The sequence below is a fragment of the Burkholderia sp. BCC0506 genome (assembly GCF_902833145.1).
Classification (GTDB): domain Bacteria; phylum Pseudomonadota; class Gammaproteobacteria; order Burkholderiales; family Burkholderiaceae; genus Burkholderia.
On record NZ_CADFEN010000019.1, the window covers coordinates 44,277 to 67,774 of the forward strand.

23 protein-coding genes, 1 tRNA gene and 2 pseudogenes are annotated in these 23,498 nt (G+C 62.6%); 18 read left to right on the forward strand and 8 right to left on the reverse strand.

What is annotated here, in order from left to right; all coding sequences use genetic code 11:
* Positions 1 to 2: 2 nt before the first annotated feature.
* The 6 genes and pseudogenes from merP to HWX62_RS31035 form a co-directional block, all read left to right on the forward strand.
* Positions 3 to 278: a mercury resistance system periplasmic binding protein MerP gene (merP, locus tag HWX62_RS31010; protein ID WP_003131987.1), complete on the forward strand. Its 276-nt coding sequence runs from the start codon at positions 3 to 5 to the stop codon at positions 276 to 278.
* A gap of 71 nt (positions 279 to 349) precedes the next feature.
* Positions 350 to 2,035: a mercury(II) reductase gene (gene merA / locus HWX62_RS31015; RefSeq protein ID WP_003156770.1), complete on the forward strand. Its 1,686-nt coding sequence runs from the start codon at positions 350 to 352 to the stop codon at positions 2,033 to 2,035.
* Positions 2,036 to 2,052: 17 nt separating this feature from the next.
* Positions 2,053 to 2,418, forward strand: a complete 366-nt coding sequence (gene merD, locus HWX62_RS31020; protein ID WP_000995360.1) for a mercury resistance co-regulator MerD — start codon at positions 2,053 to 2,055, stop codon at positions 2,416 to 2,418.
* Positions 2,415 to 2,651, forward strand: a complete 237-nt coding sequence (merE, locus tag HWX62_RS31025; RefSeq protein WP_003132004.1) for a broad-spectrum mercury transporter MerE — start codon at positions 2,415 to 2,417, stop codon at positions 2,649 to 2,651. Before merD ends, merE begins: the two co-directional genes overlap by 4 nt.
* Positions 2,652 to 3,250: 599 nt before the next feature.
* Positions 3,251 to 4,096: pseudogene (locus HWX62_RS33150) on the forward strand (DUF3363 domain-containing protein); the annotation flags it as partial.
* Positions 4,097 to 4,996, forward strand: a pseudogene (locus HWX62_RS31035) (IS66 family transposase); the annotation flags it as partial.
* Between the two features lie 369 nt (positions 4,997 to 5,365).
* Here HWX62_RS31035 and HWX62_RS31040 read toward each other — a convergent pair.
* Positions 5,366 to 5,767, reverse strand: coding sequence for a hypothetical protein (locus HWX62_RS31040; RefSeq protein ID WP_208458655.1), 402 nt, complete (start codon positions 5,765 to 5,767; stop codon positions 5,366 to 5,368).
* A 268-nt stretch (positions 5,768 to 6,035) separates the two neighbouring features.
* Here HWX62_RS31040 and HWX62_RS31045 point away from each other — a divergent pair, with 268 nt between their 5' ends.
* Positions 6,036 to 6,176: a hypothetical protein gene (locus tag HWX62_RS31045; protein ID WP_175985317.1), complete on the forward strand. Its 141-nt coding sequence runs from the start codon at positions 6,036 to 6,038 to the stop codon at positions 6,174 to 6,176.
* 32 nt (positions 6,177 to 6,208) lie between these two features.
* Here HWX62_RS31045 and HWX62_RS31050 read toward each other — a convergent pair whose 3' ends face one another.
* Positions 6,209 to 9,094: a Tn3 family transposase gene (locus HWX62_RS31050; protein WP_001138082.1), complete on the reverse strand. Its 2,886-nt coding sequence runs from the start codon at positions 9,092 to 9,094 to the stop codon at positions 6,209 to 6,211.
* 125 nt (positions 9,095 to 9,219) lie between these two features.
* Between HWX62_RS31050 and HWX62_RS31055 the strand changes: the two genes are divergently transcribed.
* The 4 genes from HWX62_RS31055 to HWX62_RS31070 all read left to right on the forward strand — a co-directional run bounded on the left by HWX62_RS31055 (position 9,220) and on the right by HWX62_RS31070 (position 11,954).
* On the forward strand, positions 9,220 to 9,834 hold the full coding sequence (locus tag HWX62_RS31055; RefSeq protein WP_000904906.1) for a recombinase family protein: 615 nt from the start codon (positions 9,220 to 9,222) through the stop codon (positions 9,832 to 9,834).
* Between the two features lie 65 nt (positions 9,835 to 9,899).
* A complete protein-coding gene (aph(3'')-Ib, locus tag HWX62_RS31060) occupies positions 9,900 to 10,703 on the forward strand; it encodes an aminoglycoside O-phosphotransferase APH(3'')-Ib (RefSeq protein ID WP_001082319.1) in 804 nt (267 codons plus the stop codon).
* Positions 10,703 to 11,539: an aminoglycoside O-phosphotransferase APH(6)-Id gene (locus HWX62_RS31065; protein ID WP_000480968.1), complete on the forward strand. Its 837-nt coding sequence runs from the start codon at positions 10,703 to 10,705 to the stop codon at positions 11,537 to 11,539. Before aph(3'')-Ib ends, HWX62_RS31065 begins: the two co-directional genes overlap by 1 nt.
* Positions 11,540 to 11,645: 106 nt before the next feature.
* Positions 11,646 to 11,954: a DUF6641 family protein gene (locus tag HWX62_RS31070; protein ID WP_347879948.1), complete on the forward strand. Its 309-nt coding sequence runs from the start codon at positions 11,646 to 11,648 to the stop codon at positions 11,952 to 11,954.
* Between the two features lie 122 nt (positions 11,955 to 12,076).
* On the opposite strand, the gene HWX62_RS31075 is transcribed toward HWX62_RS31070, so the two are convergent.
* Positions 12,077 to 12,499: a cupin domain-containing protein gene (locus tag HWX62_RS31075; RefSeq protein ID WP_010890121.1), complete on the reverse strand. Its 423-nt coding sequence runs from the start codon at positions 12,497 to 12,499 to the stop codon at positions 12,077 to 12,079.
* Between the two features lie 102 nt (positions 12,500 to 12,601).
* Here HWX62_RS31075 and HWX62_RS31080 point away from each other — a divergent pair, with 102 nt between their 5' ends.
* Both HWX62_RS31080 and HWX62_RS31085 read left to right on the forward strand, forming a co-directional pair.
* A complete protein-coding gene (locus tag HWX62_RS31080; RefSeq protein ID WP_006122519.1) occupies positions 12,602 to 13,564 on the forward strand; it encodes a LysR family transcriptional regulator in 963 nt (320 codons plus the stop codon).
* A 105-nt stretch (positions 13,565 to 13,669) separates the two neighbouring features.
* The gene (locus HWX62_RS31085; protein ID WP_175985320.1) at positions 13,670 to 13,876 is read left to right on the forward strand and encodes a hypothetical protein; all 207 of its coding nucleotides are present in this window, start codon (positions 13,670 to 13,672) and stop codon (positions 13,874 to 13,876) included.
* A gap of 137 nt (positions 13,877 to 14,013) precedes the next feature.
* On the opposite strand, the gene HWX62_RS31090 is transcribed toward HWX62_RS31085, so the two are convergent.
* The 5 genes from HWX62_RS31090 to HWX62_RS31115 form a co-directional block, all read right to left on the reverse strand.
* Positions 14,014 to 14,101: transfer RNA gene (locus HWX62_RS31090), tRNA-Ser, on the reverse strand.
* 41 nt (positions 14,102 to 14,142) lie between these two features.
* On the reverse strand, positions 14,143 to 15,132 hold the full coding sequence (locus tag HWX62_RS31095; protein ID WP_167380529.1) for an IS481-like element IS5564 family transposase: 990 nt from the start codon (positions 15,130 to 15,132) through the stop codon (positions 14,143 to 14,145).
* Positions 15,132 to 16,307 (reverse strand): chloramphenicol efflux MFS transporter Cmx, encoded by a 1,176-nt coding sequence (gene cmx / locus HWX62_RS31100; protein ID WP_005297378.1) that lies wholly within the window; start codon positions 16,305 to 16,307, stop codon positions 15,132 to 15,134. Before cmx ends, HWX62_RS31095 begins: the two co-directional genes overlap by 1 nt.
* Positions 16,308 to 17,237: 930 nt before the next feature.
* Entirely contained in the window at positions 17,238 to 18,458 is a 1,221-nt protein-coding gene (trfA, locus tag HWX62_RS31110) for a plasmid replication initiator TrfA (RefSeq protein ID WP_011114072.1), read from the reverse strand.
* A 46-nt stretch (positions 18,459 to 18,504) separates the two neighbouring features.
* Positions 18,505 to 18,846, reverse strand: a complete 342-nt coding sequence (locus tag HWX62_RS31115) for a single-stranded DNA-binding protein (RefSeq protein ID WP_000019167.1) — start codon at positions 18,844 to 18,846, stop codon at positions 18,505 to 18,507.
* A gap of 113 nt (positions 18,847 to 18,959) precedes the next feature.
* On the opposite strand from HWX62_RS31115, the gene HWX62_RS31120 reads away from it, so the two are divergent.
* The 5 genes from HWX62_RS31120 to HWX62_RS31140 all read left to right on the forward strand — a co-directional run.
* Positions 18,960 to 19,322: a transcriptional regulator gene (locus HWX62_RS31120; protein ID WP_010890126.1), complete on the forward strand. Its 363-nt coding sequence runs from the start codon at positions 18,960 to 18,962 to the stop codon at positions 19,320 to 19,322.
* 309 nt (positions 19,323 to 19,631) lie between these two features.
* Complete coding sequence (trbB, locus tag HWX62_RS31125; RefSeq protein WP_000132020.1) at positions 19,632 to 20,594, forward strand: P-type conjugative transfer ATPase TrbB; 963 nt, start codon at positions 19,632 to 19,634, stop codon at positions 20,592 to 20,594.
* Positions 20,595 to 20,653: 59 nt separating this feature from the next.
* Positions 20,654 to 21,076 carry a conjugal transfer system pilin TrbC gene (trbC, locus tag HWX62_RS31130; protein ID WP_244136118.1) on the forward strand — a complete coding sequence of 141 codons (423 nt, stop codon included), beginning with the start codon at positions 20,654 to 20,656 and terminating at the stop codon, positions 21,074 to 21,076.
* A gap of 3 nt (positions 21,077 to 21,079) precedes the next feature.
* On the forward strand, positions 21,080 to 21,391 hold the full coding sequence (locus tag HWX62_RS31135; protein ID WP_001207961.1) for a conjugal transfer protein TrbD: 312 nt from the start codon (positions 21,080 to 21,082) through the stop codon (positions 21,389 to 21,391).
* Positions 21,388 to 23,498 (forward strand): conjugal transfer protein TrbE (locus tag HWX62_RS31140; protein WP_175985322.1); only part of this gene is annotated, 2,111 nt, incomplete at its 3' end. The genes HWX62_RS31135 and HWX62_RS31140, both read left to right, overlap by 4 nt.

Consider the following 23,498-nt stretch of genomic DNA (forward strand, 5'->3'; position numbering starts at 1 on the left):
CCATGAAGAAACTGTTTGCCTCCCTCGCCCTCGCCGCCGTTGTTGCCCCCGTCTGGGCCGCCACCCAGACCGTCACGCTGTCCGTACCGGGCATGACCTGCTCCGCCTGCCCGATCACTGTCAAGAAGGCGATTTCCAAGGTCGAAGGCGTCAGCAAAGTTGACGTGACTTTCGAGACACGCCAAGCGGTCGTCACCTTCGACGATGCCAAGACCAGCGTGCAGAAGCTGACCAAGGCAACCGCAGACGCGGGCTATCCGTCCAGCGTCAAGCAGTGAGTCACTGAAAACGGCACCGCAGCACAACGGACGTCATTGTCTGGCGCCACAAACGATAAAGGATCTGTTGCATGACCCATCTAAAAATCACCGGCATGACTTGCGACTCGTGCGCGGCGCACGTCAAGGAAGCGCTGGAAAAAGTGCCAGGCGTGCAGTCGGCGCTGGTGTCCTATCCGAAGGGCACAGCGCAACTCGCCATCGTGCCGGGCACATCGCCGGACGCGCTGACTGCCGCCGTGGCCGGACTGGGCTACAAGGCAACGCTAGCCGATGCGCCACTGGCGGACAACCGCGTCGGACTGCTCGACAAGGTGCGGGGATGGATGGCCGCCGCCGAAAAGCACAGTGGCAACGAGCCCCCGGTGCAGGTAGCGGTCATTGGCAGCGGTGGAGCCGCGATGGCGGCGGCGCTGAAGGCCGTCGAGCAAGGCGCGCAGGTCACGCTGATCGAGCGCGGCACCATCGGCGGCACCTGCGTCAATGTCGGCTGTGTGCCGTCCAAGATCATGATCCGCGCCGCCCACATCGCCCATCTGCGCCGGGAAAGCCCGTTCGATGGCGGTATTGCGGCAACTGTGCCTACGATTGACCGCAGTAAGCTGCTGGCCCAGCAGCAGGCCCGCGTCGACGAACTGCGGCACGCCAAGTACGAAGGCATCCTGGGCGGTAATCCGGCCATCACCGTTGTGCACGGTGAGGCGCGCTTCAAGGACGACCAGAGCCTTACCGTCCGTTTGAACGAGGGTGGCGAGCGCGTCGTGATGTTCGACCGCTGCCTGGTCGCCACGGGTGCCAGCCCGGCGGTCCCGCCGATTCCGGGGTTGAAAGAGTCACCCTACTGGACTTCCACCGAGGCCCTGGCGAGCGACACCATTCCCGAACGCCTTGCCGTAATCGGCTCGTCGGTGGTGGCGCTGGAGCTGGCGCAAGCCTTTGCCCGGCTGGGCAGCAAGGTCACGGTCCTGGCGCGCAATACCTTGTTCTTCCGTGAAGACCCGGCCATCGGCGAGGCGGTGACAGCCGCTTTCCGTGCCGAGGGCATCGAGGTGCTGGAGCACACGCAAGCCAGCCAGGTCGCCCATATGGACGGTGAATTCGTGCTGACCACCACGCACGGTGAATTGCGCGCCGACAAACTGCTGGTTGCCACCGGTCGGACACCGAACACGCGCAGCCTCGCGCTGGACGCAGCGGGGGTCACTGTCAATGCGCAAGGTGCCATCGTCATCGACCAAGGCATGCGCACGAGCAACCCGAACATCTACGCGGCCGGCGACTGCACCGACCAGCCGCAGTTCGTCTATGTGGCGGCAGCGGCCGGCACCCGTGCCGCGATCAACATGACCGGCGGCGATGCGGCGCTCGACCTGACCGCAATGCCGGCCGTGGTGTTCACCGATCCGCAAGTGGCGACCGTGGGCTACAGCGAGGCGGAAGCCCACCACGACGGGATCGAGACCGACAGCCGCACCTTGACCTTGGACAACGTGCCGCGTGCGCTCGCCAACTTCGACACACGCGGCTTCATCAAGTTGGTTATCGAGGAAGGCAGCCATCGGCTGATCGGCGTACAGGCGGTCGCGCCGGAAGCGGGTGAACTGATCCAGACGGCGGCTCTGGCCATTCGCAACCGCATGACGGTGCAGGAACTGGCCGACCAGTTGTTCCCCTACCTGACGATGGTCGAGGGGTTGAAGCTCGCGGCGCAGACCTTCAACAAGGATGTGAAGCAGCTTTCCTGCTGCGCCGGGTGAGAAAAAGGAGGTGTTCAATGAACGCCTACACGGTGTCCCGGCTGGCTCTTGATGCCGGGGTGAGCGTGCATATCGTGCGCGACTACCTGCTGCGCGGATTGCTGCGCCCGGTGGCGTGCACACCAGGCGGCTACGGCTTGTTCGATGACGCCGCCTTGCAACGGCTGTGCTTCGTGCGGGCGGCCTTCGAGGCGGGCATCGGCCTCGACGCGCTGGCGCGGCTGTGCCGGGCGCTGGATGCGGCGGACGGCGACGAAGCGGCCGCGCAGCTTGCCCTGCTGCGTCAGTTCGTCGAGCGTCGGCGCGAAGCGTTGGCCGATCTGGAAGTGCAGTTGGCCACCCTGCCGACCGAGCCGGCACAGCACGCGGAGAGTCTGCCATGAACAACCCCGAGCGCTTGCCGTCCGAGACGCACAAACCGATCACCGGCTACCTGTGGGGCGGACTGGCTGTGCTGACTTGCCCCTGCCACCTGCCCATCCTCGCTGTCGTGCTGGCCGGCACAACCGCCGGTGCTTTCCTCGGCGAGCATTGGGTCATCGCGGCGCTCGGTTTGACCGGCCTGTTCCTTCTGTCCCTGTCGCGGGCGTTGCGGGCATTCAGGGAAAGAGAATGAGCGCTTTCCGGCCGGATGGATGGACGACGCCGGACATCGAGCGCGAAGGCGTCGGCCGCGACGGCGAGCCGGGGCAGGCGTACAGCACGACCACCGACGACGCCGACCTGGCCGCCTTCGAGGAACGTGGCCGCGAGGACCGTCACCAGTTCCGCTTCATCGTCTCGCCGGAAGATGCCGCCGAGCTGGAAGACCTGCGGCGCTACACCCGCGACCTGATGACCCGCATGGAAGCCGATTTGGGCACGAGACTCGATTGGGTTGCCGTCGATCACTGGAACACCGACAACCCGCACACCCATGTCGTCTTGCGCGGCAAGGACGACACCGGCAAAGACCTCATCATCTCGCAGGAGTACATCACGCGCGGCATGCGCGAACGTGCCGCCGAACTCGCCACCGAATGGCTCGGGCCTCGCACCGAGCTGGAGATCCAGCGCAGCATGGCGCGCGAGGTGGAACAGGAACGGTGGACGGGGTTGGACCGTACCCTACAGCGTGAAGCGGCGGACGGCCTGGTGCATGTCGAACACTTCAACGAACCCCGGCTGCAACGCCAGCGCCTGCTGCTGGTTGGCCGCCTGCAACGCTTGCAGCGCATGGGACTAGCGAGTGAAAGCCAGCCTGGTGTGTGGGCCGTTCATGCCGACGCGGAACCAACGCTGCGCGCGATGGGCGAGCGCGGCGACATCATCCGCACCATGCAACGGGCCATGAGCGGCCAGCCGCGCGAGCTGGCTGTCTTCGAGCCAGGTGAGGACGGCCGAACCGTCATCGGCCGGGTGGCCGCCAAGGGGCTGGCCGACGAACTGCTCGACCGGGGCTATCTGATCATCGACGGCGTGGATGGCAAGGCCCACTATGTCGCGCTCAACGCCCGCGACGCACCCGGCAACTACCCGACCGGCGCTGTGGTGGAAGTGCACGGTTCCGCCGAGGTGCGGACGGCGGACAGGAACATCGCCGCGCTGGCGAGCGATGGGCTGTATCGCACCGATCATCACCTGGCGATTGCACAAGGTCAGGCGCAGGCCGGCCGCGATCCGCAGGAAGTCGTTGCGGCCCATGTCCGTCGGCTGGAAGCCCTGCGCCGGGCCGGTATCGTGGAGCGTGTGGCCGAGGGGCTGTGGAAGGTGCCGGACGATCTGCCCGCACGCGGGCATCAGTATGACGCGCAGCGCCTGGGCGGCGTGGCCGTGGAGTTGAAATCGCACCTGCCCATCGAGCGGCAGGCTCACGTGATCGGGGCTACCTGGCTGGATCAGCAGTTGATCGGTGGCGGCAAGAGATTTGGAGATTTTGGCTTTGGCAGCGAGGTCAAGGACGCGCTACAGAATCGGGCAGATTTCCTGGCCAAACAGGGACTGGCCGAGCGGCGCGGCCAGCGGGTGATCCTGGCGCGCAACCTGCTGGCGACGCTGCGCAATCGGGAACTGACGCAGGCCGCGCAGGACATTGCCACCGAAACCGGGCTGGAGCATCGCTCAGTGGCCGACGAGGAACTGCTGCGCGAGCGCGTGCTGCACGCCGACGAGACGCCGGTGGCGATGCTCAAGCCGGGCCACGGCAAGACGCACCGCGCCTACCTGTGGAGCTACTGCACGACGCAGACCAGCAGCGTGCAGGCGGTGGTATTCGACTTCGCCGAGACGCGCGGCGGGCAGCATGTGCGCGACTTCCTGGGCCTGCCCGGCAGCGCCAGCCAACCCGGCTGGCAAGGCAGCCTGGTCACCGACGACTTCAGTGGCTACAAAGCGCTGTTCGAGCTGGGCGTCACCGAGGCGGGCTGCATGGCGCACGCGCGGCGTAAGTTCCACGAGCTGTGGGCCAACCACCAAAGCGTGGTGGGCGAGCAGGCGCTGAAGTTCTTCGGTGAGCTGTACGAGGTGGAGCGCGAAGTCGCGAACCTGGACATCGCGGGTCGGCTGGAGGGCCGACGACGACGGTCACGCCAAGTCGCCGACGCGCTGCACCAGTGGCTACGGCAACAGCGGCAGAAGGTGCCCGACGGCTCGGCCACGGCCCGCGCCATCGACTACAGCCTCAAGCGCTGGGCGGCGCTGACGCGCTACCTCGACGACGGCGAACTGCCGATCGACAACAACTGGGTGGAGAACCGCATCCGGCCGATCGCGCTGGGGCGGCAGAACTGGCTGTTCGCCGGGAGCTTGCGCGCCGGCAAGCGGGCCGCGGCGGTGATGAGCCTGGTGCACTCGGCCAAGCTCAACGGGCACGACCCGTACGCCTACCTCAAGGACGTGTTGGCCAGGCTGCCAACGCACCCGGCGAGCCGGATCAACGAGCTACTGCCGCATCGGTGGCGGCCGCCGGGCGCCTCGGGCTGAGCAGACGGCCCGTCGTCAAGATGGGTTGGCCGGACGCTTACTGCGGAACCAATGAGAACTGCGATTAGCTTTGGTTCTGGTGCACGCTCAAGCGTCGTCGTCTAGGTCCCACAATTTGGACGGCGCGCTGTAGCAGCCCCTACAAGCGTTCGCACACGCTTCTCGCTACCCATGTACTCGCAGCGCCGTGATCGCTTGCTGTAGGCCTCCTACAGCGTGTCGCAACTGCTGTCCCATGCATTGCGCGCTGCGCGTTGCACTCCCCGCGTTCTGTGTAAGTCGGTGCTGACCTGCGGACCTGAAATCGACGCCATGCCTATGGGAATTGAAGCCTGTACGGCTTCACGCAGGCCAGCGAAGGAACCGTGTTCAGCAACGCTGCGGACGTGCGGCAAGGCGGACGTTGTCGAAGTCGACCGTCTCGCGCTTGACTGTCCATGCCTCTTTGGCGATGTACGAGAGCCAACCCGTGTCGTACATGGGCTGCACATCGATCTGATGCCCGCCAATCCCCGTCTGCATCCAGGCCCGCTTTGCCTCTGCTGCAAGCTGCTGTGTAGAGACCCTGGCCGGCGTGACAATCACGCAGTGATAGTGAAGCTGCTGCTTTGCGCCTTGCCCCTCGATCATCGGGATGTACGTGAGTTCGCGGTTGAAGCGGCTTGCGGCATTGCCGAGGATCGCGTGATCGAGGCGACGGCGGAACTTGGCAAAGGCGCGCTTTGCCCATGCGATCTTGGCGTCGTGCGCAAGCTCTCCTGATGGAGTCATGGCGTACATCCGATTGATGTCGAACGTAAGGGTCACTGCGTAGTGGGCAGTGTGCTCCGTCACCGCCGGCGTTGCGTCAAGAAGCCACTGCCGTACGTCGGAGCGCAGCTTGATTGCGGCTCGCGAGTGTGTGGCAGTTGGCAGGGTGCTCATATCTATAGTTATGCAAGTCTTTGGTTTTCACCGCTGAAATGCGGCAAAAACCGGTCGACCTCGTACGCTGACCGAAAGCACACTCGTCCTACACGTTCAACAACTGGAGTAGGAAATGAGTGCACTGTCGAAGCTGAAGCTGGTTGCGGCTCACGCCGAGAAGAAGTCGCCGATGGTTCTGCGTAGGGCGAAGCTGACTGGGAAGATCGCGGACCAGATCGCTGCAGCCAATGCAGCGGCCGAAGGCAGCATCTAGGGGTCGTTTGCGGGAGGGGGCGGAATCCTACGCTAAGGCTTTGGCCAGCGATATTCTCCGGTGAGATTGATGTGTTCCCATCCGAGCGGCGAAACATGGGCCAAGAGATCGGGCGATAGCAGCTTTCCATCGCGTTTCTGGTTTGCAACGACCTCGCCGAGCTTCATGGTGTTCCAGAAGATGATGATGGCGGCGAGCAGATTCATGCCGGCGATGCGGTAATGCTGGCCTTCGGCGGAACGGTCGCGGATTTCACCGCGGCGGTGGAAGCTGATTGCCCGCTTCAGCGCATGATGAGCTTCGCCTTTGTTGAGCCCGATCTGGGCACGCCGTTGGAGTTCGGCATCCAGAATCCAGTCGATCATGAACAGGGTGCGCTCGACGCGACCGACTTCCCGCAGGGCTGTCGCGAGCTCGTTCTGCCGCGGATAGGAGGCGAGTTTCCGCAGAATCTGGCTTGGCGCGACGGTCCCGGCAGCAATGGTGGCGGCGATGCGCAGGATGTCGGGCCAATTGCGCTCGATCATGGCTTGGTTGACCTTTCCGCCGATCAACGCTCGCAGGTGCGCCGGGGCGGCCGACGGATTGAACGCGTAGAGCCGTTTGGATGGCAGGTCGCGGATGCGCGGAGCGAACCGGTAGCCGAGAATGGCACATGCGGCAAAGACGTGATCGGTGAAGCCGCCCGTGTCGGTGAACTGCTCGCGGATATGGCGTCCAGCATCGTTCATCAGCAGGCCATCGAGGATGTAAGGCGCTTCGCTTGCCGTTGCAGGAATCACCTGGGTTGCGAACGGCGCATATTGGTCGGAGACGTGGCTATAGGCTTTCAGGCCCGGGGTATTGCCATATTTCGCGTTGACCAGGTTCATGGCCTCACCTTGCTCTGTAGCGACGAAGAACTGTCCGTCGCTCGAAGCCGACGTGCCCATGCCCCAGAACCGGGCCATGGGTAACGCTGCCTGTGCCTCGACCACCATGGCCAGCGCCCGGTCATAGGCTTCGCCCTCGACATGCCACCGTCCAATGCGGATCAATTCCCAGAAGGTGTGGGTGTTTGTCGCATCCGCCATTTTGCGCAAGCCGAGGTTGATCCCTTCCGCCAAGATAACGTTCATTAGCCCGATCCGGTCAGCGCAGGGTGCTCCTGTGCGCAGATGGGTGAACGCTTCGGTGAAGCCGGTCGCCGCATCCACCTCCAGCAGGAGATCGGTGATGCGCGTGGGCGGGATCTGCTTGTAGAGATCGAGCACCAGATCTTCGGCGCCTGTCGGCGCGGCGGCTTCGAGTTTCTCGATATGCAGAACGCCGTTTTCAATCGACCCGCCCGGGATCGTGCCTGCGCGAGCGGCACGGCCAAGCTCGCGCAACCGCATGTCGAGGCGAGCTTGCCGGTCTGCCAGCCATTCCTCCGGCCGCAATGGCACAGCGAGACGACCGCCTTCCGCGATGGATTGTGCCGGAACGAGTGCGTGTTTCAGATCGCCATAGCGCCGGGACCTAGTAAGCCAGACATCTCCGGAGCGGAACGCATCGCGCAGATGGAACAGCACCGCGATCTCCCATAGGCGAGCGTCGCCAGCCCTCTGGGCCCGAAGGTGGCGATGCCATTTCGAGCTGGGCCGCAAGAAGCTGGTCATCGCGGCATCGTTCAAACCGGTACGAAGGGCCGTCACCGCTTCCAGAAGCGGCAGTGCAACGGGCGCAGCTCGCAGATCGAGCAGGCGCAACATGCGTGGAGCGTATCGGCGGAAGCGGTGATAACCGTCGAGCACATGATTGAGCGGATCGTCGGCCATGGTGGCGGTCAGCCTGGTTGCCATTGCAACAAGGGTTTTTAAGCCGTCCCACCCTGACCCACTCGCGATGACATCGCCCAGCGGCTGGCCATCATCCTGTGCATCGACCAGGGCGCCCCCGATCTCGGCGAAGGATTTCAGGGTGTCACGCACCACCCCCGCTTCGTCTGCGACCTTTGCATGGCAAATACGCTCCGAAGCACGGTAGAGACGGCCGACGATCCGGTCGTGGGTTTCGACCACTGCGTCGGCCAACATCGCCTGCCATTCCGAGACGCAAACAGCCAAGATCGCAAGCCGCCTGTCCTCCGGGAGATCGCGCATGCCGTCGGCATAATACCGTTCACCCTGCCTGCGCAGACGAGTCACCCGATGGGCAGGAACGCCGGCAAGCAGATCCTCGGGGAGATCGATGCGTTGCAGATATTCGAGCCGGTCGAGCAGCCGGTTGGCCGACGAAGAGTTCGAGCCAGGCTCGAACTGGCGCAGCCACACAAAACGGGTCACCCGATCATCAGCCGTCTCCTCGAGCAATGCCAGCAACTGTTCTCGGATCGACATAGGCAGCCGACTGGCGATCCTCGTCTCGATGCGTCGCTCGGCATCGACGAGAGCCGCGGCACAAAGCCGCTCGATCGTGGATGTCGCGGGAAGGACAGTGCGGGTGCGTCGGCACTCGGCTACGAAGCGACGGGCGATATCCTCGTTCGACACCGCCATCTCGGCTTCTCGGAACAACCATTCCTTCAGCTCGCTCGCACCACGTCCGGAGAAGGTGCGGAAGCCGTAGAGCCCCCGTAACTCGGCAAGATGCTCGTGCCGTGTTTCCTCGCGGGCAGCATAGTCTACGAGATCGTCGGCACCCAGGCCAAGCTGCGCTCCGATAAATTCGATGACCTCTGCAGGGATCAGTTCGCCTGGAGCCAGCACCCGGCCGGGATAGCGCAGGACACACAATTGCAGGGCGAAGCCGAACCTGTTGTGAGCGCGCCGACGCAGCCTGATATGCCCAAGGTCTTCATCACTCAGCGTATAGTGCTTGAGCAAATCCGTCTGTGAAGTCGGCAAGCGCAACAGCGCGTCTTTCTGCCGATCGGTTAGAGTGACGCGACGCGGCATACATGTTCCTTTTTCAAAATCTGATAGCGTTCAAGACGCTTTGTTTATGAAGCTGGTTGAGATACATTTCCAGAGGTCAATGCAATCGTGGCCGAAGCGCCGCCTCAAACCAACGTTTGTGATACATGCTGATCGGATATGCCCGCGTCTCCAAAGCCGATGGCTCGCAGTCTCTCGACCTGCAGCACGACGCCTTGCGCGCCGCAGGTGTCGAACGGGACAATATCTATGATGATCTTGCTTCCGGCGGTCGTGATGATCGCCCTGGCTTGACTGCCTGCCTCAAGTCATTGCGTGACGGCGATGTGCTGGTGGTCTGGAAGCTCGATCGCCTCGGACGATCGCTTGCCCATCTGGTCAACACGGTGAAGGAGCTGTCAGACCGCAAGATCGGCCTGCGGGTTCTGACTGGAAAGGGCGCTCAGATCGACACCACGACTGCGTCCGGTCGCATGGTGTTCGGAATCTTCGCCACCTTGGCCGAGTTCGAGCGGGATCTGATCCGAGAGCGCACCATGGCGGGTCTCGCCTCCGCGAGAGCGCGCGGTCGCAAGGGCGGACGAAAATTCGCGCTCACCAAAGCTCAGGTGCGTCTCGCGCAAGCCGCCATGGCCCAGCGCGATACTTCAGTTTCCGATCTCTGCAAGGAACTCGGCATCGAGCGCGTCACTCTCTACCGATATGTCGGTCCCAAAGGCGAGCTCAGAGACCATGGAAAGCATGTTCTCGGACTTACGTAGCAACTCGTTTCTTTTCGCAGGTTGAGCCACCTCCGCGCTTCATCAGAAAACTGAAGGAACCTCCATTGAATCGAACTAATATTTTTTTTGGTGAATCGCATTCTGACTGGTTGCCTGTCAGAGGCGGAGAATCTGGTGATTTTGTTTTTCGACGTGGTGACGGGCATGCCTTCGCGAAAATCGCACCTGCTTCCCGCCGCGGTGAGCTCGCTGGAGAGCGTGACCGCCTCATTTGGCTCAAAGGTCGAGGTGTGGCTTGCCCCGAGGTGATCAACTGGCAGGAGGAACAGGAGGGTGCATGCTTGGTGATAACGGCAATTCCGGGAGTACCGGCGGCTGATCTGTCTGGAGCGGATTTGCTCAAAGCGTGGCCGTCAATGGGGCAGCAACTTGGCGCTGTTCACAGCCTATCGGTTGATCAATGTCCGTTTGAGCGCAGGCTGTCGCGAATGTTCGGACGCGCCGTTGATGTGGTGTCCCGCAATGCCGTCAATCCCGACTTCTTACCGGACGAGGACAAGAGTACGCCGCAGCTCGATCTTTTGGCTCGTGTCGAACGAGAGCTACCGGTGCGGCTCGACCAAGAGCGCACCGATATGGTTGTTTGCCATGGTGATCCCTGCATGCCGAACTTCATGGTGGACCCTAAAACTCTTCAATGCACGGGTCTGATCGACCTTGGGCGGCTCGGAACAGCAGATCGCTATGCCGATTTGGCACTCATGATTGCTAACGCCGAAGAGAACTGGGCAGCGCCAGATGAAGCAGAGCGCGCCTTCGCTGTCCTATTCAATGTATTGGGGATCGAAGCCCCCGACCGCGAACGCCTTGCCTTCTATCTGCGATTGGACCCTCTGACTTGGGGTTGATGTTCATGCCGCCTGTTTTTCCTGCTCATTGGCACGTTTCGCAACCTGTTCTCATTGCGGACACCTTTTCCAGCCTCGTTTGGAAAGTTTCATTGCCAGACGGGACTCCTGCAATCGTCAAGGGATTGAAACCTATAGAAGACATTGCTGATGAACTGCGCGGGGCCGACTATCTGGTATGGCGCAATGGGAGGGGAGCAGTCCGGTTGCTCGGTCGTGAGAACAATCTGATGTTGCTCGAATATGCCGGGGAGCGAATGCTCTCTCACATCGTTGCCGAGCACGGCGACTACCAGGCGACCGAAATTGCAGCGGAACTAATGGCGAAGCTGTATGCCGCATCTGAGGAACCCCTGCCTTCTGCCCTTCTCCCGATCCGGGATCGCTTTGCAGCTTTGTTTCAGCGGGCGCGCGATGATCAAAACGCAGGTTGTCAAACTGACTACGTCCACGCGGCGATTATAGCCGATCAAATGATGAGCAATGCCTCGGAACTGCGTGGGCTACATGGCGATCTGCATCATGAAAACATCATGTTCTCCAGTCGCGGCTGGCTGGTGATAGATCCCGTCGGTCTGGTCGGTGAAGTGGGCTTTGGCGCCGCCAATATGTTCTACGATCCGGCTGACAGAGACGACCTTTGTCTCGATCCTAGACGCATTGCACAGATGGCGGACGCATTCTCTCGTGCGCTGGACGTCGATCCGCGTCGCCTGCTCGACCAGGCGTACGCTTATGGGTGCCTTTCCGCAGCTTGGAACGCGGATGGAGAAGAGGAGCAACGCGATCTAGCTATCGCGGCCGCGATCAAGCAGGTGCGACAGACGTCATACTAGATATCAAGCGACTTCTCCTATCCCCTGGGAACACATCAATCTTACCGGAGAATATCGTTGGCCAAAGCCTTAGCGTAGGATTTCGCCCTCTCCCGCAAACGACCCCATCTACGCTTCCAAGCGTGCCAAGTTCGTGCAGCACAGCGAGACCGGCGAGCGGAAGCAGATCGAGATCGCTACGCGCGTGAAGCCGTGGTGGTGGAAGTCGCCGACTGGGAAGGTCGTGGTCGCAGTGCGCTATGGCGCTGCAAGGATCGAGTTGGCGAAGGGAAAGAACGCCATCGAGGTCGGCAGTATGGGCGATCTGGTCGCGGCGCTCGAAGCCGTTAAGGAGGCTGTGGCAGCAGGCGAACTCGACTCGCAGATCGAGCAGGCCAGCGGCGCCCTACGTGCCGGGTTTGCAAAGAAGAAGTGAACTGCTGACGGATCGCACGGCCACGACGCTATCGCTGTTGGAAGCGCGCTTCGCGGGAGAAGGATGTTGATCGGTTGATCGGTTGATCGATTTTCGACGAGCCTTGGAGTGGCCCAGCTTTGTTAAGGCTTTCGGATGGATTTTCCCTTGCCTCTTTCAGCAACGATAAATTCCAGCCATCGAACACCTTGAGTCCGGCTCGGGTTCCAATGGGAATGTGTGGTGCCAGCCGGAACGAGCAGGCTGTCACCGGGTTTCAGGGTAACGGGTTCCTTGCCCTCTTCCTGGAACACCGGTGTCCCGGAAAGTACATAGAAGGTTACCGCCGCCGGATGGTAATGGCGACGGTTGATACCGCCCGGCTCGTACTTCACGTCGATGACGATGAACTCGAGGTTCTCCGCGCCGTCCACTCCGCGCACCACGAGGTCGTTGGGTGTGACCCCGGTCTTTTGCGGGACGTCTTTCGGATCCTGCGCGTAGGCTGCGGACACAGCGAGAGCTGCGCCGGACAGGGCAGCGAGGAGCTTGGTGCGTCGGTTCATTACGGAGTCCATTCACATCACTGATGGACGGTAGCCTACACTGCGAGCTATGCTTGCGGTATCGATTCTCGTCGATCTTATATACCTTTCAGAGCATAGCCAATGAGCCCCACAGACGCTGTCGCCAGGCACGTGACCCTGCGGGAGCTGCGGCTGCTTCTCGCGGTCGCCCGATCGGGCAGCATCCTCAAGGCCGCGAACGAGATCGGACTCACGCAGCCCGCGTTGTCGCGATCCATCGCAGATCTGGAGGGCGCGTTCGGGGTGCGGCTATTCGATCGCACCAATCGCGGCGTTGCCCCGACTCCGCACGGCGAGGTTCTGCTGCGTCGTGCAACGGGAGTCTTTGAGGAGCTTCGTCAGGCCGTCAATGAACTGCGTGCCTTGGCCGACGCAGCCCATGGCGAGCTGCGCATCGGCGGCACACCGGCCATGTGTGCGGGGCTGCTGCCTCGCATCATCGGCACCGTCCGGAGCGACCGCCCCAGATTGCAGTTTCATGTCGCAGAGCTCGAGTCAGGTAAGTTGGCGAGTGAAGTTGTCGGCAGGTCGCTCGATCTGGGTCTCGGTCGCGAGCATGCTGTCAGGGAGAGCCACGACCTGGTCTTCGAGGGACTGTTCGAAGATCGGCTGTTCGTCGTCGCGGGATCGCAGCATCCCTTGGCTGAGCGACGATCGATTTCCCTGGAGGAAACCCTGCGTCATCACTGGGTGCTGCCCACGGAAGGGGCGGTCACAGCGCATCTTCAGGGCGAATTTGGTCGACAAGGACTGGCCATCCCGGAGGCAGCGATCACCACGATGTCCATGCTTGTCCGATGCGAGCTGATCGCGACGGGATCTTTCCTCACCGTCATGTACGGTTCAGTTCTCCGATTCGGGAACGCGCCGAAGTCTTTGCGTGTCCTGCCGGTTGATCTGCCGTCCGGCATACCAGTGGGAGTTATTCGCTTGAAGAATCGAACCCTTGCGCCAAGCGCCGAGATGTTCATCCAGGCGAGCCGCCGGATGGTCCGGTCCATGCCTTCACTGAGCGCAAGTCAGCTGCGGCGGGCTCGGCCGTGATAGGGCCTCATGTCGGCAGGTTCTTCCTCGACGCGGTTGACATCGGCAGCGGCAATGTGAGCCCTGGCGACGACGGCTAAATAGCTGGTCGAGCAAGGAGGTCACGTGAGATTAGAAGAGCTGGCACTTGATGCCGTAGAGAGGCGTGTCAAGGCAATGAAGGCCAACGCTAAAGCGGCGAAGGATCGTGCGCGGCAGCTGAAGGCTCAGGCCGACATGAACGCTGAACGGCTGGAGATTCAGAAGAGCAGGGCTGAGCTGGCTAAGGCTCAGCGATCGACAGTGGTGTCTACCATCAAGCCTTACCGCTAGAGCCGAGAGAGGCTCACGAACGGTCGAGGGCTGGCACTGCGTCCACGAAATTGGCGCCATATTCTGAACGCGCACCTGCGTGCGTCGAGCCGTATCACTGAATTTCAGTGATAGCTGCGCTAGAGCCGTGGGGCCGGTGGCGGAGAGAGTGGGATTCGAACCCACGGACGGTTGCCCGTCGCCTGATTTCAAGTCAGGTGCATTCGACCACTCTGCCATCTCTCCAATCGAGGTCGCCTCGTAGTGTAGTGGGCAGCTTCGGAAGCCTAGCTGTGATGTCCAGGGACGTTGTTGAGTCGGTCGAAGGGTACGCCGCCAATCGCAGAGTGGTGTCGGTGGTGGTTGTAGAAGTGGAGCCAGCCGGGCAGCGCCAGGCGTCGTTCGGCCTCTGAACCGTAAAACCTGGCATAGGCCCAGCCGTCCCCGAGCGTGCGGTGGAATCGCTCGATCTTCCCGTTCGTCTGCGGCCGGTAGGGGCGTGTCCGCTTGTGTCGGATGCCGAGCCGAGCGCAGAAGTCCCTCCATGCGTGGGATCTGTATGCCGACCCGTTGTCGGATAGGACTCGCTCGACGGTCACGCCTCGTTCGGCGAACCAGGCCACGGCGCGTTCGAGAACTCCCACCGCTGTGCTCGCCTGCTCATCCGACCAGATTTCTGCGTATGCGACGCGGGAGTGGTCGTCGATGACTGTGTGAACGAACGCCGTCCCGGTGCGCGGCTTGTGATCTTTTCCTCGTGGTAATCCCGGAGTCGCGAGCTTGTTCCGTGCGCCTTGCTGCCGACCTACGTAACGATGTCCACCGCCGTCGGGGATGTTGCCGAACTTCGTGACATCGACATGAATCAACGATCCCGGATGAGGATGCTCATATCGCCGCAATGGCTCGCCAGTGACACGATCGATATGCGAGAGGCGGTTCACGCGGCAACGGACGAGGACCGCGTGAACAGTCGACGTCGAGAGACCAAGTCGCGCAGCGATCTGGGCTGGCCCCAGTCGAAGCCGCCAGCGCAGGTTGATGATCTTCTTCTTGACATGCTCGGGCGTCCTGCCTGGGATCCGGTGCGGCTTGCTGGAGCGATCCTGCATCCCAAACTCACCCTCTTCCCGGTAGCGGCCTGCCCATTTCCGGGCAGTGATCGGGGAGACCATGAACATCTTTGCGGCGATCGTGGCCGGATAGCCGTCTTCGACAATCAGCCGAGCTAACCGGAGACGGGCACGAGGAGTGAGAAGAGCGTTCGGATGGGTCATCAATTGGCCTCCGCCGCGGTCTTCGTAAGCGCGCGTCTGGTGAGAAGCATGATGACGAGAGCGATCGCTGTCAGCACCGAAGCGACCCAAACCGGCGCGAGCAGCCCCAGCCCGGTCGCGAGCCCGAGCGCACCAAGCACGGGCCCCGCTGCAGCTCCGATATTCAATGCTGCGGTTGCGTACGAACCGCCCATCGTTGGCGCACCCGATGCTGCATACAGCACACGCGTGATCAGAGTACTGCCGACGCCGAACGACAGGAATCCCTGAACGAGGACGAGGACGATAAGCGCAACGGGATGAGATGCGACCACTGCCAACACGATCCAGCCTGTCAGCAATAGCGGTCCGCCGACTGCGAGCACGAGGCCAGGTCGTTGATCTGATAGTCGTCCTGCGATCGTGACGCCAAGGAACGATCCGATGCCGAACATCACCAGCGCGACGGACACCCACGCTTCGGCCAAGCCCGCGGTCTCGGTCACGATGGGTGCCAGGAAGGTGAATGCCGCAAAGGTCCCTCCGTTGATCAGCGCTCCGAGTGCCATGGCCAGGATGAGCCGCGGCGTCGCCAACTGGCTGAGCTCGACACGGAGCCTTGGTGAGGTCGCGCTAGTCTCGCTCCGACCAACATTGTTCGTGACGCCACGAATGACTCCAACGGCCGCGGGAATACAGAGGATGGCGATCGCCCAGAACGTCGTTCGCCAGCCCAGCGCTGTGCCGAGCAGTGCCCCGGCGGGGACGCCCACGACGGTTGCGATCGTCGTGCCGGAGAGCAGGATCGACAGTGCACGCCCCTTCTGGTTCGCTGGCACGAGGGTAGTGGCCGTGCTCAGTGCTACGGCGAGGAATCCTGCGTTTGCGAGAGCGCTGAGCACCCGGGTGATGAGCAGGAGAGAGAACACTGGTGTCATCGCTCCGATGACGTGGCTTCCCGCGAACACGAGAAGGCAAACGATCAATGTGAGCCGCGGTGGCCAACGGCGAGCGAATGCCGCCATCACTGGCGCGCCGACGACCATACCGACTGCGAATGCGGAGGTCAGCAGGCCCGCAGTGCCGACCGAGACGTCAAGTTCGGTCGCGATCGCGGGGAGCAATCCCGCGAGCATGAATTCTGAAGTGCCCATGACGAAGACCGCCAGGGCAAGCATGTAGAGGGCAAAAGGCATCGAGTACTCCGAGGTGTGAGATCAAGAAATGGTTCTTCTTGTCACCACGGCCAGCGCCCCGGGTACGCCAGACATACGCCCACACAGATCGTGGGCGTCGTAACTAGTGGTTCAAGGGGCTGGCGGTGTGACCGACAACCCCTGACCTGTCTGATTCGGGACTCGACATGCCCCAAACTCTAACATGCCTTCAATGGCAAGCGGTCTGGACAGATACTTCTTGAATCGGCACGGTGTCATTACGGGCGGGGGCCAGAACAACGTCCCTGGACATCACACCTAGCTGACCGCATTCTTTGCAAGTCTTTGCAAGCCGCGCTCGCTCGCCATGGAGCGAAAAAACCCTTGTAAATCAACGCGACGCTCGCGTCGCTTGCCAGATGCGCAGTCTTTCAAGGGCAACGCTTCAAAAAATCACGTTGCAGTATTTTCCGTTTTCTGAGGCGACCCCCTCTATGGCCCCGAGAAGGGGCCAGAAAGGCCCGCCAGGGCCTCGTAGCCTAGCGGCGAGGGCCACCGGCCCGGTGAGCGTCGGGAAGGCGCTGGAAGCCCGCCAGGGGCGAGACGGGCGGCCGTGGCCGCCTGGCTCGATGCGTAGCACGACATAGCCGGTTCTCGCGGCCGCCGGCCGGGAGAATCCCCCGCAGCTTGGCCCCTCAAATGTCAAAGAGTGGATCTCATCGTCGGAAGTGGCGATGCGAGATCCAGCGGCGGCCGTCATCGTCGGAACTGGCGATGGGGCCCTCGGGGCATCGTTGGATGTGGCGATGGTCGACCGTGGCCAGGACGTGGCCAGCCTCGCCGGAAGTGACGATGCTGCAGCTCGACGTGCGCGAGCTGGTGCGCGGTACTGCCTCGCCGGAAGTGGCGATGCTCGAGAAAAAAAGCCGCCTCGATCTCGGGCGGCTCCAGGGGAGGGCAGGGGGGCGATCACCGCTTGCAATGCACCAGGTCGTCGTTCACCCACGCACTTTCGACCAGGCCGTTTTCGCGCAGCTCGTCGCACGCTTCGCCTACCTGCTCGCGCCACTTCTTCGGCCGGGTGGAATCCGAGCCGCACATCAGCCGGAACGTCTCCAGCTTGAGCGGGTACGGCTCCTTGTGGGTGGCGAAGTAGTCGAACATGCGCCGCGCGGTGGGCGACAGCTTGCGGTACTTCTCCCACACGAATTTCGTGTAGTGGTCGCCGGCGAACAGCACCACGATTTCGGCGTCGATCTCGACCTGGCAGCGCGACGTGCGCTTGCCGCGATCCAGGACGCGGAAGCGCCGGATCAGCGACACCGATTCGAGCCGGCCGATGCGTTGGGATGAGAACTGCATGGCCGACGCCTGGAGCCGCGTCAGGCATTCCTCGGCCCTTGTGTAGTACCGACCGTTGATTGACCAGTCCAAGTCCTGGCAAAGCTCGTAGAACGTGAAGGAAACCGGCTCTCCGAGCGCGGTGCGCTTCGCGTACTCCAGCACCTGGGCGAATACCAGCTCGTCGTCGTCGGCGCGCAGCTCGATCCCGGTGTAGGTGATCTCCACGTCTTTGTTGACGTGGTAGATCGACTGGCCTTGCAGCGCGGCGCGCGGCACCTTCTTGTTGCGGACGGTGAAGATCGCCGACCGCCCGAAGTCGTTGGGCAGTGCCCGCATGTGATCCGGCCAGGGAGCCAGGTCGAACAGCGAGAGCTGCATGTCCTTGATCTGCTGCTTCGTGTGCTTGAGCAAGGCCGTCTGCTTGGCCTCGCTGACCTTCTCGGCCAGCTCACCGCCGGCCGTTCGCTTCTTGGTCGCCATCGCACTACTCCGTTTGTCCTGGGCCAGCGCGCCGATCTGCTCGGCCATCTTGTTCACGGCGGTGCGCGGTTCGGGCGGCAGGCCCATCGTGCGCGCAAGCTCGGCCGATTCCTGCGCCATGCGCTCGGATCGCTCGACGGCGGCACTTGCCGGCGTCGGTAGCTTCGGCGGCAAAGCCGCCTCGTTGTCGCCGGCCGTGGCCGGCAGCTCGAAGAGGGAACCGGCGGGGCGGAAGGCCCCGCCGGCGCTGCCCGAGTCCCTGCGAGCGGCGGCGGTACGGGCGGCAAGGTCGGTGGCGTCGGCTTCGCTAAGCCCGCCCTCGATGAGCTTGCGCCTGTATTCCTGCTCGTTGAACTCGTTCTGCATCTAATCTCCCTCCTAGCATACTGCCCGGCCGTGGCCGGGCCTGGCCTTACTGGCCGCCGCCTGGCGCTTTGGTGTCCAGGTATTCGATTTCCTCGGCGATGAAATCGAACCCGTATTCGGTCTTGCCGTCCTTCTCGTACTTCGTCGGCTCGATGCGGCCCTGGACGAACACCTTGGAGCCTTTGCCCAGGTACTTGCCCGCGTTCTCGGCCAGGCCGCCGAACGACTTGATGCGGAAGAAGTCCGTCTGCTCCTGCTTCGCACCGGCTGCGTTGCGCCACACGCGATTGACAGCCAGGTCGAAAACGGCGCGGGCGCTGTTTTCGCTATGGCGAACGTCGGTATCGCGGGTAAGATTACCGATAAACTGGAACAGGTTGTGGCTCATTCGTCATGCTCCTTTCGCTAATGGAGTCGTCAGTTTAGCTAAACCTGCGTCCGTGGTCAAGAACTTTAGCGGCTAAAATTTTCTGCCGCCCGCACCGAGAAGGCATACGGGCCTTGTACAACTACATCTTCTTCACGAACGTGCTCCGGCTGCTCGATGAGCGGCACATGACGAAAAAGGAGCTATCGGACAGGTCGGGGGTTTCGATCTCCTTCCTGTCCGATCTCACTACTGGCAAAGCCAACCCCTCCCTAAAGGTGATGGAGGACATTGCGCAGGCCCTTGAAACTCCCCTGCCGCTCCTGCTTGAATCGACCGACCTGGACAAAGAAGCCCTTGACGCCCTGGCCGGCGGCAAGGCACCCCGAAGCCTGCCGCCAGGCTTCGAGCGCGTGGCGGCCGTGCTGCCAGAACACCAGGCGTTCATCGTCAAGAAGTGGGGCGAAGCGACAAGGAAGAAACTTAGAGGGAGTTGACGCCAGGATGTGAGAAGGGAAGGGAAGCGGCGCGGAACTGAGCCACAAGAGCCAGCCAAGTTTTAGCCGCTAAAGCCCGCCGGGGTGGCTCAACCCCCGGACAACCCATAACGCAAACGCCACGGGTTCGGCGCGAGGGCGCACGGAGCATGCGCCGCGTTGTCGCCTCTTTCGCCCCTGCAATCCGCGATGCAACGTCGCGGCCGAAGTCACCCTTGTGCGCTTCGGTGTTGCGGTCGAACTTAGTTCGATATATCGTATGAACCTGTGTAGAATGCGCGAAACGCAACGGCATACAGGGCATACGGAATGACCGACCAGAAACCAGAACACAACAGCATCAAGGAACGGGCGAAGAAGAAGCTCGAACGCGACATGGGGCCGGAGCTGCTGGCCGCCCTCAACGATCCCAAGACCGTTGAAATCATGCTCAACGCGGACGGCAAGCTCTGGCTCGAACGCCTGGGCGAGCCGATGAAGTGCATCGGCACGCTGCGCGTCGCGCAGGCGCAAGCCATCATCGAAACCATCGCGGGCTACCACGGCAAGGAAGTCACGCGCTCCAAGCCGATCCTGGAAGGCGAGCTGCCCCTTGATGGCAGTCGCTTCGCCGGCCAGCTCCCGCCGGTTGTGCCCGCACCCACCTTCGCCATTCGGAAGAAGGCCGTCGCCATCTTCACGCTCGATCAGTACGTCGAACGCGGAATCATGACCGCGCCGCAGCGCGAGGCATTGATTGCAGCGGTGCGCGCGCACCGGAACATCCTTGTGATCGGCGGCACCGGCTCGGGCAAGACCACGCTGGTGAACGCGATCATCAACGAGATGGTGATTCAAGACCCGACCGAGCGGGTTTTCATCATCGAGGACACCGGCGAAATCCAGTGCGCCGCCGAGAACTACGTCCAGTACCACACCAGCATCGACGTGAACATGACGGCGCTGCTGAAAACCACCCTCCGCATGCGCCCCGACCGAATCCTGGTCGGCGAGGTGCGCGGCCCCGAAGCCCTTGATCTGTTGATGGCCTGGAACACCGGGCACGAAGGAGGTGCTGCAACCCTGCACGCAAACAACGCCAAAGCTGGATTGGATCGGCTCGCCATGCTCATCAGCATGCACCCCGATTCCCCGAAACCCATTGAACCGCTTATCGGCGAGGCGGTTCACGTGGTTGTTCATATCGCCCGCGTCGAAGGCTCGCGGCGCATCCAGGAAATCTTGGAGGTTTCCGGGTTCGCCAACGGCCAGTACATCACCAAAACCCTCTGACTAGGAGTTACGACCAATGCAAGCAACCTTCCCGGCATTCCGCCTCAACCGCAACGCCCATGTTCTACATGGGCCTCTTCGCCCTCCTGGCGTTCTTCCTGCTGGCCCCCCAGCACGCATTCGCCTCCGAGGGCACCGGCGGCTCTCTGCCGTATGAGAGCTGGCTGACCAACCTCCGCAACTCCGTCACCGGCCCGGTGGCCTTCGCGCTGTCGATCATCGGCATCGTGGTCGCCGGCGGCATCCTCATCTTCGGCGGCGAACTCAACGGCTTCTTCCGCACGTTGATCTTCATCGTCCTGGTCATGGCCCTGCTGGTCGGCGCGCAGAACATGATGAGCACGTTCTTCGGCCGTGGCGCGGAAATCGCCGCCCTGACCGATGGCGCGCTGCACCAGGTCAAGGTCGCCGCGCTGGACGTGGCCGGCTTCCCCGGCGAAGCCGTCATGCGCTGGGCCGAGCGCGGCCACATCGCGGGGTAAGTCATGGCTCTGCGCGCGATCCCCATCCGTAGGGCCGGCAACCGAGAAAACCTGTTCATGGGCGGGGATCGTGAGCTGGTGATGTTCTCGGGCCTGCTGGCCGGCGCGCTGATTTTCAGCGCCCAAGAAGTGAGGGCAACGGTGTTCGGCATCGCCTTGTGGTTCGGCGCGCTCTTCGCGCTGCGCCTCATGGCGAAGGCCGATCCGAAGCTGCGACACGTGTACCTGCGGCACCGCCGGTACAAGCCGTACTACCCGGCTCGCAGCACGCCCTTCCGTGACAACACGCCGAGTCAAGGGAAGCAATACAAATGATCGAAGCAATCGCAATTGCCATTGCTGTGCTCGGTGCGGTTCTGTTGCTCATCCTCTTTGCCCGCATCCGGGCTGTCGATGCCGAGCTGAAGCTCAAGAAGCATCGCGCCAAGGATGCCGGCCTGGCCGATCTGCTCAATTACGCCGCCGCGGTCGATGACGGCGTGATCGTGGGCAAGAACGGCTCCTTTATGGCCGCCTGGCTGTACAAGGGGGATGACAACGCCAGCAGCACCGAGGAACAGCGGGAAATGGTGTCGTTCCGCATCAACCAGGCCCTGGCGGGCCTGGGGAACGGCTGGATGGTGCATGTCGATGCTGTGCGTCGGCCTGCGCCGAACTACTCGGAGCGGGGCGTGTCATCGTTCCCCGACTCCGTTTCCTTCGCCATTGACGAGGAACGCCGGCGCTTGTTCGAGGGCCTGGGCGCGATGTTCGAGGGCTACTTTGTCCTGACCGTCACGTGGTTCCCGCCAGTGCTGGCCCAGCGCAAGTTTGTCGAACTCATGTTCGATGACGATGCGGTGGCTCCCGACCATACGGCGCGCACTACGGGCCTGATTGCGCAGTTCAAGCGCGAGATCACCAGCCTGGAATCGCGCCTGTCCTCGGCGGTCAAGATGACGCGCCTGCGCGGCCAAAAAGTCGTGTCGGAAGAGGGCAGGGAAGTCACGCACGATGACTTCCTGAGCTGGTTGCAGTTCTGCGTGACGGGCCTCCATCACCCGGTCATGCTGCCCAGCAATCCGATGTACCTCGATGCGGTAATCGGCGGGCAAGAGCTGTGGGGCGGCGTCGTGCCCAAGATCGGGCGCAAGTTCATCCAGGTGGTCGCCATCGAAGGCTTCCCCTTGGAGTCAACGCCTGGGGTGCTCTCGGCCCTGGCCGAGCTGCCCAGCGAATACCGCTGGTCGAGCCGCTTCATCTTCATGGATCAGCACGAGTCCTTGAAGCACCTGGACAAGTTCCGCAAGAAGTGGAAGCAGAAGATTCGCGGCTTCTTCGATCAGGTGTTCAACACGAATACCGGCTCGATCAACCAGGACGCGGCCGCGATGGTCGGCGACGCCGAGGCGGCCATCGCCGAGGTCAACAGCGGCTTGGTGGCGGCCGGCTACTACACCAGCGTGGTCGTGCTGATGGACGAGGATCGGGAGCGCCTGGCGGCCTCCGCGCTCCTGGTCGAGAAGGCCGTCAACCGCCTGGCCTTCGCGGCCCGTATCGAGACGATCAACACGCTCGATGCGTACCTGGGCAGCTTGCCCGGCCACGGCGTCGAGAACGTGCGCCGGCCGCTCATCAACACGATGAACCTGGCCGACCTGCTGCCGACAAGCTCGATCTGGACGGGCAGCGCCACGGCTCCGTGCCCGATGTACCCGCCGCTGTCGCCGGCGCTCATGCACTGCGTGACGGTGGGCGCTACGCCGTTCCGCCTGAACCTGCACGTGCGCGACCTGGGCCACACCTTCATGTTCGGCCCGACCGGCGCAGGCAAATCGACGCACCTGGGCATCATCGCCGCGCAGCTCCGTCGCTACGCCGGCATGTCGATCTACGCCTTCGACAAGGGCATGTCGATGTACCCACTCGCGGCCGGCATCCGCGCGGCCACGAAGGGCAAGAGCGGCCTGCATTTCACGGTGGCCGCCGACGATGACCGCCTGGCGTTCTGCCCGCTCCAGTTCCTCGAAACGAAGGGGGATAGGGCCTGGGCGATGGAGTGGATCGACACCATCCTGGCGTTGAACGGCGTCAACACCACGCCGGCGCAGCGCAACGAGATCGGCAACGCGATCATGAGCATGCACGCCAGCGGCGCGCGCACGCTCTCCGAGTTCTCGGTGACGATTCAGGACGAGGCGATCCGCGAGGCCATCAAGCAGTACACGGTGGACGGCTCGATGGGCCACCTGCTCGACGCCGAAGAGGACGGCCTGTCGCTGTCCGACTTCACGGTGTTCGAGATCGAAGAGCTGATGAACCTGGGCGAGAAGTTCGCGCTGCCGGTGCTGCTCTACCTGTTCCGCCGCATCGAGCGCGCACTGAAAGGCCAGCCCTCCGTCATCATCCTGGACGAAGCCTGGTTGATGCTGGGCCACCCCGC